Origin of the sequence: Kitasatospora sp. NPDC127035 (genome assembly GCF_042726075.1) — a bacterium.
In the GTDB taxonomy this organism is placed as follows: Bacteria; Actinomycetota; Actinomycetes; order Streptomycetales; family Streptomycetaceae; genus Kitasatospora.
Map to the genome: position 1 here is coordinate 13,835 of NZ_JBHXDN010000097.1, position 14,880 is coordinate 28,714.

11 protein-coding genes and 1 pseudogene are annotated in these 14,880 nt (G+C 73.5%); 10 read left to right on the forward strand and 2 right to left on the reverse strand.

Annotated elements, in window-relative coordinates:
* Nucleotides 1–2 precede the first annotated feature (2 nt).
* Together ACFWIC_RS37990 and ACFWIC_RS37995 are read left to right on the forward strand one after the other, a co-directional pair.
* Nucleotides 3–1,064 (forward strand): hypothetical protein, encoded by a 1,062-nt coding sequence (locus ACFWIC_RS37990; RefSeq protein ID WP_329952918.1) that lies wholly within the window; start codon nt 3–5, stop codon nt 1,062–1,064.
* 138 nt (nt 1,065–1,202) lie between these two features.
* Nucleotides 1,203–2,102: a Gfo/Idh/MocA family oxidoreductase gene (locus ACFWIC_RS37995; protein ID WP_329884148.1), complete on the forward strand. Its 900-nt coding sequence runs from the start codon at nt 1,203–1,205 to the stop codon at nt 2,100–2,102.
* 82 nt (nt 2,103–2,184) lie between these two features.
* On the opposite strand, the gene ACFWIC_RS38000 is transcribed toward ACFWIC_RS37995, so the two are convergent.
* On the reverse strand, nt 2,185–3,135 hold the full coding sequence (locus tag ACFWIC_RS38000; protein ID WP_380362306.1) for an NAD-dependent epimerase/dehydratase family protein: 951 nt from the start codon (nt 3,133–3,135) through the stop codon (nt 2,185–2,187).
* A gap of 256 nt (nt 3,136–3,391) precedes the next feature.
* Between ACFWIC_RS38000 and ACFWIC_RS38005 the strand changes: the two genes are divergently transcribed.
* On the forward strand, nt 3,392–3,952 hold the full coding sequence (locus tag ACFWIC_RS38005) for a GNAT family protein (protein ID WP_355406751.1): 561 nt from the start codon (nt 3,392–3,394) through the stop codon (nt 3,950–3,952).
* 71 nt (nt 3,953–4,023) lie between these two features.
* Here ACFWIC_RS38005 and ACFWIC_RS38010 read toward each other — a convergent pair whose 3' ends face one another.
* Nucleotides 4,024–5,277: a hypothetical protein gene (locus tag ACFWIC_RS38010; RefSeq protein WP_380521563.1), complete on the reverse strand. Its 1,254-nt coding sequence runs from the start codon at nt 5,275–5,277 to the stop codon at nt 4,024–4,026.
* A gap of 192 nt (nt 5,278–5,469) precedes the next feature.
* Here ACFWIC_RS38010 and ACFWIC_RS38015 point away from each other — a divergent pair.
* The 7 genes and pseudogenes from ACFWIC_RS38015 to ACFWIC_RS38045 all read left to right on the forward strand — a co-directional run.
* Nucleotides 5,470–5,643, forward strand: a pseudogene (locus tag ACFWIC_RS38015) (SIP domain-containing protein); the annotation flags it as partial.
* A 1,084-nt stretch (nt 5,644–6,727) separates the two neighbouring features.
* Nucleotides 6,728–6,973, forward strand: a complete 246-nt coding sequence (locus ACFWIC_RS38020; RefSeq protein WP_329884041.1) for a phosphopantetheine-binding protein — start codon at nt 6,728–6,730, stop codon at nt 6,971–6,973.
* Between the two features lie 37 nt (nt 6,974–7,010).
* Complete coding sequence (locus ACFWIC_RS38025; protein ID WP_329884040.1) at nt 7,011–8,534, forward strand: tryptophan 7-halogenase; 1,524 nt, start codon at nt 7,011–7,013, stop codon at nt 8,532–8,534.
* A 116-nt stretch (nt 8,535–8,650) separates the two neighbouring features.
* The gene (locus tag ACFWIC_RS38030) at nt 8,651–10,039 is read left to right on the forward strand and encodes a cation:proton antiporter (RefSeq protein ID WP_380521565.1); all 1,389 of its coding nucleotides are present in this window, start codon (nt 8,651–8,653) and stop codon (nt 10,037–10,039) included.
* A gap of 233 nt (nt 10,040–10,272) precedes the next feature.
* A complete protein-coding gene (entS, locus tag ACFWIC_RS38035; protein ID WP_380521567.1) occupies nt 10,273–11,667 on the forward strand; it encodes an enterobactin transporter EntS in 1,395 nt (464 codons plus the stop codon).
* Between the two features lie 195 nt (nt 11,668–11,862).
* Entirely contained in the window at nt 11,863–12,885 is a 1,023-nt protein-coding gene (locus ACFWIC_RS38040) for an ABC transporter substrate-binding protein (RefSeq protein WP_380363833.1), read from the forward strand.
* Nucleotides 12,886–12,960: 75 nt separating this feature from the next.
* Nucleotides 12,961–14,880: condensation domain-containing protein (locus ACFWIC_RS38045; RefSeq protein WP_380521569.1), on the forward strand; the 1,920-nt coding region annotated here is incomplete at its 3' end.

A 14,880-nucleotide genomic window follows, 5' to 3' on the forward strand; every position in this document is an offset into this window, starting at 1 on the left:
CGGTGGCGGCTGACGGCCCCTCGGCCTTCCTCGACCAGCTGGCCCGCCCCGGCCGCACCGTCGACGTCCGCCCCCGGCCGGCCCCGGCCGTCCTGCTGCTCAGCCGCGCCTGTGACGGGGGCCTGGAGCCGGTACAGGGCCTGCTGGGGAGCGCGGGCGTCCGGTCGGAGCGGTTGAACGCCGACGAGCTCGGCGCCGCCGACCTGCTCGTCGACCCCGAACGCCGGGCGGTCCGGCTGAACGGCCGTTGGCTGACCCCCACGGTGACCTGGGTGAGGCACTTCTCGGCGTCCGCCATCGAGAGCACCGGGGATCCGGCCCGGACCGTGTTCCTGCGCGAGTCCTGGCAGGCCGCGGCCGACCAGCTGGCGGCGGTCTCCGGGACGGCGATCCGTGCGACCGGGCCGGGGCTGCTCGCCCAGCTGGACCTGGCCCGGCACCACCGGATCGCCGTCCCGCGCACGGTGCTGACCACCGACCCGCAGCGCGCCCGGGGCGCGTTCGACTGCCCGCGGCTGGTGGTCAAGGCGGCCCACCACCACTTCGTCGAGCCGGAGCCGGGGCGCCTGAACGGGATCTTCCCCGTGGTCGTCGAACGGGACGACCCGGCCGCGGACCCCGGCCCGGGACCGGGCCCGCCCGTCATCGTGCAGGAGTACGTCGAGCACGAGGCGGAGCTGCGCGTCTACCACGTGGCCGGGCGGCTGCACGCCTTCCGGATCGGCAAGACCTCGCCGGCCGACCCGTGGACGGCTCCCGAGCGGGTCGGGGCCGAGCCCGTCCGGACGCCGCCGGCCGTCGCCTCCGCCACCAGGACCCTGGCCGCCGCGATGTCGCTCCGCTACGGCGCGTTCGACTTCCTGATCAGCGCCGGCGGGCCGGTCTTCCTGGAGGTCAACCCCGACGGCGACTGGCTCTGGGCCGAACAGCGGGCGGGGACGGCCCCGGTCACCACCGCGGTCGCCGCCATGCTGGCGGCCCTGCACCGCGAGGCCCTGCCCACCCCGGGACCGTTCGACCTCCTGGGCTTCCTCTCCGCCCCCCGGGCCGGGTCCGGCGGGTGACCGCGCCCCGGCGGCGGGCCCGGCGCGGCCGGGTGCCTGGTTCGGTCGGCGGGGCAGCTCGTAGGGTGGAGCCGCCTGATGATCGTTCGCCCCCTGGCAGGAGATTCCATGAGTGAGACCGCCGTTCCCGACGCCGTGCTGCCGGTCGGGGTGATCGGCCTCGGCGACATCGCGCAGAAGGCCTATCTGCCGGTGCTCACGGCGCTGCCCGGCCTGGACCTGCGGCTGATGACCCGGGACCGGGCCAAGCTCGACCGGATCGGCGACGCCCACCGGATCGACCCGGCGCACCGGTTCACCGACCTCGGTGAGCTCATCGGCAGCGGGATCCGGGCCGCGTTCGTGCACGCGGCCACCGATCAGCACGTCCCGATCGTCGAGCAGTTGCTGACCGCCGGCGTCGACGTGTACGTGGACAAGCCGCTCGACTACACCCTGGAGGGCTCCCGCCGGCTGGTGGACCTCGCCGACCGCACGGGGCGGTCGCTGATGGTGGGCTTCAACCGCCGCCACGCGCCGGGCTACGTGCAGGCGAAGGAGCGTCCGCGCGACCTGATCGTGCTGCAGAAGAACCGCGAGGGGCTGCCCGAGGCGCCACGGCCGATGATCTTCGACGACTTCATCCACGTCGTGGACCTGCTGCGGTTCCTGGTGCCCGGCGAGATCGAGCACGTCGATGTCCGGTCCCGGGTGCGCGGCGGCCTGGTCGAGCACGTGGTCCTCACCCTGTCCGGTGAGGGCTTCACGGCGCTGGGGATCATGAACCGGCTCTCCGGCTCGACGGAGGAGATCCTGGAGGTCTCCGGCGGTGACTCCAAGCGCGAGGTCCACAACCTGGCCGAGGTGATCGACCACCGCGGCCAGCCGACCGTCCGCCGCCGCGGCGACTGGGTGCCGGTCGCCCGCCAGCGCGGCATCGAGCAGGTCGTGCTGACCTTCCTGGACGCCGTCCGCTCCGGGAAGACCCTCGACGCCCACGACGCCCTGCGCACCCACGAGCTGTGCGAGCAGATCGTCGAGCGGCTGGAGTCCGCCTGAGCCCCGGGCCGGTCCGCGACCTCCCGCGGACCGGCCCACCGCAGCCAGGCGTGCGGGGCGGACGTGGGCAGGGAGGTCGGGCTCAGGCGTGTCGCGCGGGGGCGGCGATCCGGCGGCGCCACCAGTCCACCGTCGCCCGGAACTGCTCCTCGGCCGGGGTGGCGCGCAGCGTGAACGCGGCCTCGTAGGCGGCGGAGTCGATCACGAACGGGCGGTCGAACTGGTAGCGCACCTCCCGGAGTTCGCGGAGCAGCGGGGAGAAGAGCGCCGCCGCTCCCAGCACCGCCGGTGACAGCCGCCGCACCGCCACGGGGCCGGTTCCCGCGTCGGCGGCGAGCCGGGCGACCATGGTCCGTGCGGACAGCGCGGGGGCCGTCGGCACGTGCCAGGCCCGGCCCCAGGCCCGCTCCTCGCCCGCGACCTCGATCAACGCCGAGGCCGTGTCGGGGAGGTAGGTCCAGCTGTGCGGGGTGTCCGGGTCGCCGAGCACCGTGACGGACCGGCCGTCCAGCAGGCGCGGCAGGACGCGCCCGGCCAGGTGGCCCCCGTCCGTCACACCGGGGCCGAAGAAGTCGGAGGCACGTACTTCGACCGCCCTGATCCGGCCCGCCTCGTGCAGCGTCCGCGCCTGCTCCCAGAGGGCCGCCCGGACCCGCCCCTTGGGGCCGGTGGCGGCGAGCGGCAGGTCCTCGGTGAGCGGGCGGTCCACCGGGCCGTACCCGTACAGGTTGCCCAGCATGACGAGGACGGCCCCGGTCGACTCGGCCGCCGCGCAGAGCGACGAGGCCAGCGGCGGCCAGTCCGTCGTCCAGCGGTGGAGGGGCGGTGCGGCGCAGCCGTAGAGCGCGACGGCGCCGCGGGCGACCTCGGTCAGGGCCTCGGGGCGCGCCGCGTCCAGGGCGACGTGCTCGATGCCGGCCTCCGGGGAGCGGCCCGACCTGCTGACCACCCGGACCTCGTGCCCCTGCTCGGCCAGCGCCCGAGCGGTGGCCGCCCCCGCGGGCCCGTATCCGACAACCACATGAAGACTCACGAGCACACCCTAGCCCGGGCCCTCCGGGGGTGGTGACGAGGTCATGTCGACAGGGCTCCCCCGCCGGCCCACCCCGACGTCGCGTCACCGGGCCCTGGCCCGGCCGCCGGTGACGGGGCGTCGTAGAGTGCGCCCGGGTCCGGGTCCGGGTCCGGGTGCGGGTGCGGGTGCGGGTGCGGGTGGACGTGGGGTGCGGAAGGCGGAGGCGGGCGGAATTCGGTTGCCCGGCAGCCTCGGCCCCTGTTAACAATGTGACATGTTACAAAATGCTGCCCTTGTTCTCCGTGCCCGGCACGAGAGCGACGTCCCGGTCCTCATGTCCGGGCTGTACGACGACGTCGCCACCCGCTCCCGCGCCGACTCCCGGCCCTGGCAGCCCCTCTCGCCCGGTGCCGCCGGGTCGCCCTACGCCGTGGCCGCCCCGAGCGACGAGGCGGCGTGCTTCTCGGTCGTGGAGCGCTCCTCCGGCGAACTGGCCGGCGAGGCACTGCTGTGGGGCATCGACACCCACAGTCGCACCGCCCATCTGGGCCTGGCGCTGCTCCCCGGCTTCCGCGGTCGCGGCCTGGCGCACGACGTGGTCGCCCTGCTCTGTCACTACGGCTTCACCGTTCGCGGGCTGCAGCGCCTCCAGGTCGACACGCTGGCCGACAACCGGCCGATGATCGCCGCGGCCGCCCGCGCCGGGTTCCGCCTCGAAGGCACCCTGCGGCGCTCCGCCTGGACCTACGGGTCCTTCAGCGACCAGGTCGTCCTCGGGCTGCTCAGTGAGGAGTGGACCGACCCCGTGCTGAAGCCGGCGGACACCGTGCGGTAAAGGGCACGGGTGGACGTGCGGAGGGGCGGGACCGGCCGATCGACCGGTCCCGCCCCTCCGTGCGTCGGCGGCTACTTCCCGCCGCTCCAGGTGGACGTGACTGCGGGGGAGTCGCCCCGGGCGGCCTCGGTGGCGTCGAGGTCGATGTCGGCGTAGAAGACGCCGAGGTTGTAGCCGTCCCCCTGGGTGTTGACGGTGACGGTGACGTCGGTGTCGCCGTTGCGCAGGTAGGGGGAGACGGTCCAGCGGTTCGCGTCGTAGCCGAAGTTGTTGCGCGGCGCCGGGTTGCGGGGGAACCGCTGGGCGGGGTTGGGGTTGTCGATGGTGGAGTTGAAGGCGTCGTTCAGCGGGTGGTTGACGTCGGTGAAGTCGGTGATCGGGCCGTTGGTGGACTTGATCGACATGGTGTCGCCGGTCCACTTGTGGTCGCCGTCGTAGACGACCCAGCCCAGGTGTCCGGTGACCGGGCCGCTCGCGGGCGTCCTGATCCCGGTCAGCCTGCCCGACAGGGCCGGGCTGTTGGGGAGTTCGGGCTGGAAGCCGTCCCAGAGGTGGACGTGCCGCAGCGGCGCGCAGGGGTCCTCGTAGGCGACCACGACGGTCCAGCCGCCCCAGCTGTGCGGCTTGACGACGGAGTCCATGTTGGCGGCCGTGTAGGTACCGGTGCCGTGGCTCTTGACGAGCTCGGTGATGTCGGCGGAGGCCTGGTAGCTGCTCTCCTCGTCGGTGGTGATGTAGCCGATGGAGGGCTGCTGGTTGGCGATGTTGGTGTACTGGCCGTCACCGGGGAACTTGAGGTAGATCTCGTCGATCTGGCTCTCGGGCAGGACGACGTCGTCGATGCCGCGGGTGCCGCCCCAGTACAGGCGGGCGTGCTTGACCGTCGCCCCGGGGGGCAGCTGCAGGTCGGCGGAGCTGGCGGAGTAGATGGGGTCGCCGAGTGGGCCGATGCTGCCGGGATCGATGTTGACGTACCGCATCTGGTAGTTGTTGTTGATCGGCCTGCTGCCCGCCCCGGTGCGGCCCTGCTCGCACGGCGGCTGGGCGGGGTCGACGGGGGGCTTGGTCTCGTCACAGGTCATCAGGGAGTTGCTGATGTGGGTGACGGAGCCGTGGAAGTCGCCCTGGAAGCGGGTGGTGAAGGGCAGCCGGTTCTCCTGGATGGTGATCGCGGCGCGGTGGCCCTGGGCGGGGCCGGTGCCGCGGGAGTAGGCGGCGGGAGCGGCGAGCACGCAGGCGGCCGAGGCGACGGCCACGGCCGCCGCCAGCGCGCGGCGGGCGCGGCGGGCGGGGTCGGCGGAGCGCGGGGGCTGAGGGTGCGACAACTGAACCTCCGGTGAGGTGTATTCGTGGATGCCCCCTCACGAGAGCACCGTTCGGGCCATTTGTCGGTGGATTGCTCCGAACGGGGGCGAGCCGTGGAGCGGGGGCGGTTCCAGCCTCCGGGGTGTTGCCGAGGCGTCGTCGGAACGGTGCGGGCGGCCGGGCGCGGACCGGCGCACGCCCCCGACAACATAGAGCTGGTCGCGGAGGTGCGCGCCGCGCTGCCCGGCCTGCTCGGGGACCCGGCGGGGGCGTACGTGTGGATCGCCTGTGACACGGTGACCACGCGCGCTCTCGCCCGGTTCACCCGGAAGGAGCTCGCCGTGCCCAGGCCGCAGGTGCACGCCCTCGGCTACTGGCGGCCCTGAGGACCCGTGGCGCCCGGCCGGGGGGGTCCGGGCGCCACGTTCACACGTCCCGCCGACGCGGTCGGCCCCTGTCCGCCCCCGCTGCGTCCTGCTGCGTCCTGCTGCGTCCCGCCGTCTTCCGGCGCTCGCGGCGTGCGCCGGGGTGCGCCGGGGTGTCGGGCCCGCCCCGGCGCGGCTTCCTCGCGCCCGGCCCGAGCCCGAGCCCGAGCCCGAGCCCGAGCCCGAGTCCGAGTCCTGACGCCTGACGCCCGAAGTCCGAAGCCCGACGCTCGGGGTCGGACGCCCCGCGCCTGATCTCCGGCGCCCGATGTGCCGTGCCTGGTGTCCTGTGCGTGGTGTCCCCTTCCCTGCGCTCTCCCTTCACCGAGCCCGCTGCCCTGTCGCGCCGGGCTGCTCCGCCGCGCCCGCGCCCGCGCCCGCGCGTTCGCGGGCGCGGCGTCGGCGCGGGCGCCGGGAAAGGCCGTCCGGTGATTTCGACTCCTCCCGCCCTCCGGTCCGGACCATGATTCGTGTTCGACGGGTCCAGGATTCTCGGTGGTGGGCGGAAAAGCGTTCCTGCTCCCTCCGTAACCCTTTCGGGGCCGGTTCCGGTCGGGGTGTGGCGCTGCCCGTCTCCCGGCCGATCCTGCTTTTCGCCCGCCGTGGAACCCGGGGCCGTCGCCCGTCTCCCACCCCGGCCGTACCTCGTCGTGACAGTGGCCCCGACGGCGGTGGCAACGGTGCTGGTGGGGGCCGGAACGGTGCCCGCGCGCCCGGGGCCGCCGTGGGCGGCGGGATCGCCGCCCACGGGGCTGTCGGGGTCTGCCGGTGGCACCGTCGACGGGGTGCCCGGCCTTTGCCGCCCCGCGTGGGTGGCATGACGTGACATCAGGGAAATCCGTCGGGCCGTCGGGTCCGGTCGCCCGGCGGCTTGACAGCGAGGTCCGACCAATAGTTAGGTTAGCCTTACCTAAGTAGGGCGGGTGGCCGAAGGCCGTCGGTCGTCGGTGCGTATCACATCGGTTCCACGGTTTCGGCCGGGCCGGTGGTCCGTGCCGTGCGCCGTCGCGCCGTCACCCCCGCGACAAGAGGAGGACGCCGCTCGATGCCTGAGATACCCCCGACCGACGCGTTTTCCCTGGAGCGCATCAGGCAGGACGTCGCCGATGTGCTGCAGATCGACCCGCAGGAACTCGACGACGACGAACTGCTCGTCTATCAGGGCATGGACTCGATCCGGTTGATGACCCTCGTCCAGCGCTGGCGCGACAAGGGCACCGAGGTGACCTTCGTCGACCTCGCCGGCGAGGCCACCATCAAACGCTGGCGGGATCAGCTCGGCACCCCCTGACCAGCGGAAGCCCGTCATCACCAGGAGAGACTCGCCAGTGAACACCTCTGAACAACCAACACTGCACGAAGAGTTCGACGTCATCGTGGTCGGCGGTGGCCCCGGTGGATCCACGGCCGCGACGCTCGTGGCCAAACACGGCCACCGGGTCCTGTTGCTGGAGAAGGAGACGTTCCCGCGGTACCAGATCGGGGAGTCGCTGCTCCCCGCCACCGTCCACGGCATATGTCGCCTGCTCGACGTCCAGGAGGACATGGAGAAGGCCGGCTTCATGGTCAAGCGGGGCGGCAGCTTCCGCTGGGGCACCAACCCCGTACCGTGGAACTTCCTCTTCGCCCTCGCCCCCGAGCTCTCCGGGCCCACCTCGTACGCGTACCAGGTGGAGCGGATGAAGTTCGACGACATCCTCCTCCGCAACGCCGCGAAGCACGGCGTCGACGTCCGGGAGAACTCCCCGGTGAGCGAGGTGCTGGAGGACGACGAGCGGGTGCGGGGCGTCCGCTACACCGACCCGCAGGGCCGGGTCCACGAGGTCGCGGCGCGGTTCGTCATCGACGCGTCGGGCAACAAGACCCGGATCAGCAGGCACGCGGGTGGGGAGCGGGTCTACTCCGAGTTCTTCAAGAACCTGGCGCTGTTCGGCTACTTCGAGGGCGGCAAGCGGCTGCCCGGCGCGGACCGCGGGAACATCCTCTGCGCCGCCTTCGACGAGGGCTGGATCTGGTACATCCCGCTCAGCGAGACCCTGACCAGCGTCGGCGCGGTGATCAGCCGGACCCGTGCGGCCGACATCCAGGGCACCGACGAGGAGCAGGAGAAGGCGCTGCTCGGGTTCATCGACCGCTGCGACATCGTCCGCGACTACCTCTCCGAGGCGACCCGCGTCACCGAGGGGACCTACGGCGAGCTGCGGGTCCGCAAGGACTACTCGTACGCCAACACCCGCTTCTGGCGGCCCGGCATGGCGCTCGTCGGGGACGCCGCCTGCTTCATCGACCCGGTCTTCTCCACCGGCGTCCACCTCGCCACCTACGCCGGGCTGCTGTCGGCCCGGTCGATCAACAGCGTGCTGGCGGGCGGGGTTTCGGAGGAGCGTGCCTTCGGCGAGTTCGAGGGCCGGTACCGCCGCGAGTACGGCGTCTTCTACGAATTCCTCAGTGCCTTCTACGACATGCAGGGCAGCGAGGAGAACTACTTCTGGAAGGCCAAGAAGGTCACCGCCTTCGACTCCTCCGACCTGGAGGCGTTCGTCACCCTGGTCGGCGGGGTGGCCTCCCGGGAGCGCGCGCTGACCGACTCCGCCGCGCTCACCGAGCGGTTCGCCTCCTCCTCGAAGGCGCTGTCCGACGCCGTGGCCGCCACGGGGTCGATGCAGACCGAGTCCGGTGAGCGGATGAACCACCTCTTCGGTGCCAAGGTCGTCGGCGACGTGATGCACGAGATGAACGAGATCCAGCGGCGCGGTGTCCTCGGCGCCGACATCAAGGAGTCTCCGCTGCTGCCCGACGGCCTCGTGCCGGGCGCCGACGGCCTCTCCTGGGCCGAGCCGGCCGGAGGCTGACCGAACCCCGGCCGCACGCCGTGGCCGGACCGACCCCGTACGACTTCCGCGCCGGTGACCGCACGCTTCCGTGCGGACCGCTCCACGACGAGCACGAAAGGCAGGTCGGCAGACCCGTGGGCCTTCCCTCCCTCGGCCATGCGGCCCAATGGGCCATGCTGGTGCAGCTGCTGGTGATCACCGTCGTGGCGCACCTCGCCGGTGCCGCCGCGCGCAGGCTGCGTCAACCCGCGGTCATCGGCCAGCTGGTGGCGGGTGTGCTGCTCGGCCCTTCCGTCCTCGGGGTGCTCTGGCCCGGCGGGGAGCACCGGCTCGTCCCCGGTGAGACCCTGCTGGGGGCGCCGATCAACACGGTGGCCTGGCTCGGCGCGGCCTTCCTGCTGTTGCTCACCGGCCTGGACACCGACCTCGGCGTGATCCGCAGGCTGGGCCGCCCGGCGCTGATGATCGCCGCGGGGGCCGTCCTGGTCCCGTTCGCGGCCGGGGTGGGTCTCGCGCTGCTGCTGCCGGACTCGTTCGCCGGGGGCGCCGCGAGCCGGCCGTCGTTCGTGCTGCTGGTCGCCGTCTCCCTCAGTATCTCGTCGATCCCGGTGGTCGCCCGCGTGCTGACCGAACTCGGCTTCCTCAAGGCCGACTTCGGTCAGATGATCCTCACCGTGGCGCTGGTGTCGGACGCGGTGGGGTGGATGGCGCTCGCCGGGGTGACGGTGCTCGCCGGACCGGGTGGCGGTGACGCGGGGGAGCTGCTGGCCCCGGTGGCCGGCCTGCTCCTGCTGACGGCGGTCCTCGTGCTGGTCGCCCCGCGGCTGGTCGACGCCGCGCTGGCCCGGGTGCGCCGGTCGGACCGGCTGCCCGGCGGGACCGGTGGGACCGGCGGGACCGGCAGGGAAGGTGAGGCCGGTGAGGCCGGTGAGGCCGGGACCGGTGGCTCCGGGGACCTCCTGGTGGCCGTCGTCCTGGCCCTGGTGCTCGCGGTGGCCGCCGACGCGGTCGGCTCCGACGGCCTGCTCGGTGCCTTCGCGGCGGGTCTTCTGCTCGGACGCTCGCCGCACTACCGGCCGCGCCTGCGCGGTCAGTTGGAGCCGGTCACGCTCGTCCTGCTGGCACCGGTCTTCTTCGCGGTCGCAGGGCTGCGGATGGACCTCACCGTCCTGAGCAGTGCGGAGGCACTGCTCTGGGCGGCCGGATATCTCGCGGTGGCGGTCTGTTTCAAGGTCGCCGGCGCGTACGGGGGGGCGCGGCTCGCCCGGCTCCCGCGACGCCAGGGTCTGGCCGTCGCGGTGGGCCTGAACTGCCGCGGTGCGGTGGAGGTGGTGGTCGCCTCGGTGGGACTCTCCGCCGGGGTGCTGAGCGAGACCGGCTACACGGTGATCGTGCTGATGGCCCTGTTGACCACCGCCGCCACCGGGCCGCTGCTGAGGGCGGTCGCGCCCCCGCCGGGCCGGCTGTTGAAGCCCGCCGGCCCCAGGGCCGGGTCGGCCGACCGGGTCCGGGCGGCCCGGTAGGCCCGCCCCGACCCAGACCCCGACCCCGCTTCGACCCCGAGCCCGGCCCCGTTTCGACCCCGAGCCCGACCTGATCCCCGACCTGATCGGACCCGGACAGCGTCCGGTTCGACCGTGTCCGCCCCGCCGGCCCGCCGCCGTCGACCCCTCGACACCGCGGCCCGACCTCCACCGCCCAGCCACCGGCGACCCCGCGCCGCCGTCACCCGTGCCGTCCTCCCAGGAGCCTCTGAGTGTCCCTGCGTGACCTGTTGATCGACACCGCCCCCCTACGGGCGAGCCGCGACTTCCGCGCGGTCTTCATAGCCCGGACCGTCTCGCTCTTCGGTCTCGGCATCGCCACCGTCGCCCTCGCGGCCCAGGTCTACGACCTCAGCGGATCGACCCTGACCGTCGCCGCGGTCAGCATGGTCATGAGCGTCAGCGTGCTGGTCGGTTCGCTGGTCGGCGGCGTCCTGGCGGACCGCACCGACCGGCGGCGCCTGATCATCCTGGCGCGCGGCGCCGCGGCCCTCGCGTTCGCCGGGCTCGCCGCCAACGCCTTCCTCCCCGAACCGAGCCTCTGGGCGATCTACCTCTGCATCGCCTGGGACGGCCTCGCCTCCGGCGTCAGCGTGACCGCGCTGATGGCCGTCGCACCGACGCTCGTCCGGCGCGACCAACTCCCGGCGGCCGGTGCCCTGCTGTCCCTCACCACGGAGATCGGCTCGGTCGCCGCGCCGTTCCTCGGGGGCGTGCTGCTCGCCGCGTCCGGTCCCGGCACGGCCTTCGCCGTCACGGCCGCGACCACCGCGCTGACCACCCTGCTGGTGACCCGGCTCCGTCCGCTGCCGCCCGTCCGCCACGAGGCCGACCCGGACGACGGGTCGGGCGCGGACGACGGATCGCCGCTGGTCGCGCTGCGCTACGCGGTGAAGCACCGGGTGGTCGGCGGCCTGCTCCTGCTGGGCGGCGCCACGGCGCTGTTCGGCGTCCCCGTGGTGCTCTTCCCCGAGCTCGTCGACACCCGCTTCGGCGGCGGCGAACTGATGCTCGGCCTGCTCTACACCGCGCCGGCGGTCGGCGCCGTCATCGCCTCCGCCACCAGCGGATGGGTGGGCCGCAGCAAGCGCCCCGGTACGGTGCTGATCGGGTCCGTCCTGGTGACCGGACTGGCCGTCGCCGGTTTCGGCCTCAGCCCGTCCGTGGTCCCGGCCTTCCTGGCGCTCGCGGTGGCCGGTGCGGCCGGCACCGTCGCCGCGATCCTCGACTACGCCCTGCTCCAGCACCACACCCCGGACCGCCTGCGGGGCCGGATGGTCAGCGTCGTCACCGCCGAGCAGACCACCGGCGAGATCGGCGGCGAGGCCGAAGTGGCCCTGCTCGCCCGCTGGTTCAACCCGGGCGGGGCGGCGCTCCTGAACGGCATCGTGTGCGCCCTGGCGGCGGTCGTGGTCGCCCTCGCGGTGCCGGGCCTGCGCCGGGCGACGCTCCCCGACGACGACGAGGAGGACGGCGAGGACGACGAGGGCCACGACGGCCACGACGGCCACGAGGACGGCGCAGGCCCGTCCGGCCCCGTCCACGGCACCGACCCGGTCCACACCGAACAGGGCGAGGGCCGCCCGACGGCGCCGGCCAGCCCCTGACCCCGCCGGCTCCGGCCTCCCGCTCCGACCTCCCCCAGACCCGGACCCCCAGACCCGGACCCCCAGACCCGGGCCACCCGACCCGGACCCCCAGACCCGGACCACCCGGCCCCTGCGCCGATGGCTCCAGACCGGCGGCCCCGTGCCCCGCACGGCCGGCCGCCCCACCCCGAAGAAACCGGAAAGGCACCACAGGTGACCCGTCAGATCGCAAGCCCCGACCACAACCGGCGCAGAGACACGCGCGCCCGCGGGCCGCGTGGGGTGCTCGCCGCCCTTCTCACCACCGTCCTGATCGCCGCCGCCGCGGCCTGCACCACCAGCTCCGACGGCAGCGCCTCCGACTCCCGGGACCCGTCCGCGTCGTCGAACGCCACCCGCGTCGTCTCGACGCCCGACGGTGACGTGACCGTCCCCGCGAAGCCCAAGCGGATCATCGGCCTCTCCTACGCCGCCGCCTGGCTGCTGGACTCCGGCATCCCGATGGTCGGCGTCACCTCGATCGACGACGCCGCGCTCTCCGCCGAGCAGAAGGCCAAGGTCAAGGAGATCCCCCTGGTCGGCGAGGGGAACGAGCTGAACTTCGAGAAGATCGCCTCGCTCACCCCCGACCTGATCATCATCTCCGCGCCCAAGCGGGTCCAGTTCCAGATCGACAAGCTCAAGCCGATCGCCCCGGTGGTCTCCTTCGGCATCGGCAACCCGGACGAGCTGCTCGCCACCACCCTCAAGGTGACGGACGCCGCCGGCCGGCCGGAGGCCGGCCTCAAGGTGAAGAAGGAGTACGAGGACAAGGCCGCCCGGATCAAGACGGCCTACGCCGACAAGCTGGCGAGGACGAACTGGGCGATCGTCAACTCCGGTGAGTCCGGCAAGTTCTCCGCCTACGACGGCAAGTCCTGGCTCGGCCTGGTCCTCAAGGACGTGGGCGGCAGGTTCGCCGCGCTGCCGGGCGTGGGCTTCGAGGACGCCTGGGCCGACCTCTCGTACGAGGAGATCGGCAAGCTCGACGGCGCCGACGTGATCCTCGTCGACGGCGACGAGCCGGGCACCAAGCCGTCCGCCGAGACCACCGACCTGATGAACCAGACCAACTGGAAGTCGCTCAAGGCGGCCAAGGCCCAGCAGGTCCACCCCGTGCCGGCGTTCTTCACCAGCCGCTACCCCGAGGCCGGCCGGATCCTCGACCAGCTGGAACAGATCCTCAAGACGCTCTGACCCGGCACCGGTCCGGCCGGTACCCGAACCGGCCGGACCCGCCCGCCCCGCCCCCGAACCAGGAGCACGACAGCCATGAACGACCGCCCCCAGAGCCGCCTCCCGCTCACCGGAGCCCAGTCCGGAGTCTGGTACGGGCAGCGACTCGAACCCGGCAACACCGCGTACAACGTGGGCCAGTACGTCGAGATCCGGGGGCGGTTCGACCAGGAGGTCTTCGAGACGGCGCTGCGCCGCGCGGTCGCCGAGGCCGAGGTGCTCGGGATGCGCTTCGGCGAGGAGGACGGCGTTCCCTACCAGGAGCCCGCCCCGCGGGCCGACTGGCCGCTCGACCTGGCCGATCTGCGGGCGGAGGCCGACCCGGAGGCCACCGCCCTGGAGCTGATGCGGGCGGACCTCTCCCGCCCGGTGGACCCGGCCGCGGACCGGCTCTTCGCCTACGCCCTGTACACCGTCGCCGAGGACCGGGTGCTCTGGTACCAGCGCGTCCACCACATCGCCCTCGACGCCTACGGTTTCACCCTGCTCGCCCGGCGCACCGCCGAACTGCACACCGCGCTGTCCCGCGGCGTGGAACCGCCGCCCGCGGCGCCCGGCCGCCTGGCCGACCTGCTCGCCGAGGAGGCCGAGTACCGGGACTCCGCCCGCAGCGCCGCCGACCGCGCCTACTGGGCGGAGCAGCTGGCGGACGGCCCCGAGCCCGCGCCGCTGGCAGGCGTCGGCCACCCGGCCGCCCCGCACTTCCTGCGCACCGGTGCCACCCTGACCGCCGAGGAGAGCACCGGGCTGCTCGACCTCGCCCGCGCCGCCCGTGCCACCTGGGCGGACGTGGTCACCGCCGCGTTCGCCGGCTACCTGCACCGGATGACCGGCACCAGGGACGTCCTGCTGGCCATGCCCGCGATGACGCGGCTCGGCTCGGTGGCGCTCACCGTGCCCGCGATGAAGGTGAACGTCCTGCCGTTGCGGCTCTCCGTCGCGCCCGGTACGGCCTTCGGCGACCTGGTGTCGCAGGTCGTCCGCAGGGTGCGTGACCTACGACGGCACCAGAACCACCGCGCCGAGGAGATCCGGCGCGACCTCGACCCGGCCGGGCGCCGCCACGGCGTGTTCGGCCCGATGGTCAACATCAAGGCGTTCGACTACCAGCTCGACTTCGACGGTGCCCCCGGCATCGCCCGCAACCTCGCCGCCGGACCGGTGGACGACCTCACCCTCTCCGTCTACCTGGACGGCGGCAACCTGGTCCGGTTCGAGCTGGATGCCAACCCCCGGACCTACCGGGAGGACGAACTCGCGGACCGGTGCGCCGAGTTCCTGACCCTCCTGCGCGCGCTCGCCGCCGTCGAGGAGCCCGGGCTGCCCGTGGGGCGGATACCGCTGCTGAGCGCCGAGCGGCGCCGCGAGGCCCTCGCGCTCCCGGACGCGGTGGGTGTGGTTCCGGTGGTGGGTTCGGTGGTGGAGCGGTTCGAGGGGTGGGTGCGGGAGGCGCCGGGTGCGGTGGCGTTGGTGGTGGGTGAGGAGTCGTTGACGTACGGGGAGTTGGGGGAGCGTTCGGCGCGGTTGGCGTCGGTGTTGGTGGGTCGGGGGGCCGGTCCGGGTCGTTGGGTGGGGTTGGCGTTGCCGCGGTCGGTGGACCTGGTGGTGGCGATGGTGGCGGTGTTGCGGTCGGGGGCGGGGTATCTGCCGTTGGATCCGGGCTTCCCGGCGGAGCGGCTGGCGTTCATGGTGGGGGACGCGTCGCCGGTCTGCACCGTCGCGGTGGGGGAGAGCGCGGCCGTACTGCCGGAGGGCGTCCCGGTGCTGCTGCTGGACGATCCGGAGACGGTCCGTGCGACGGAGTCCGCCGAGCCGTTCGGTGGCGTGCCGGTGGATCCGGAGGGGGCGGCGTATGTGATTCACACGTCGGGTTCGACGGGGCGTCCGAAGGGTGTGGTGGTGTCGCACGGGGCGTTCGCGGGTTTCCTGGCGGCGATGGACGGTCGGTTGGGTCTG

Excerpts from the sequence above, each read along its gene's own strand:
- ACFWIC_RS38005 (WP_355406751.1), top strand. The coding sequence starts at position 3,392 with ATGTTACAAAATGCTGCCCTTGTTCTCCGTGCCCGGCACGAGAGCGAC.
- ACFWIC_RS38020 (WP_329884041.1), top strand. The coding sequence starts at position 6,728 with ATGCCTGAGATACCCCCGACCGACGCGTTTTCCCTGGAGCGCATCAGG.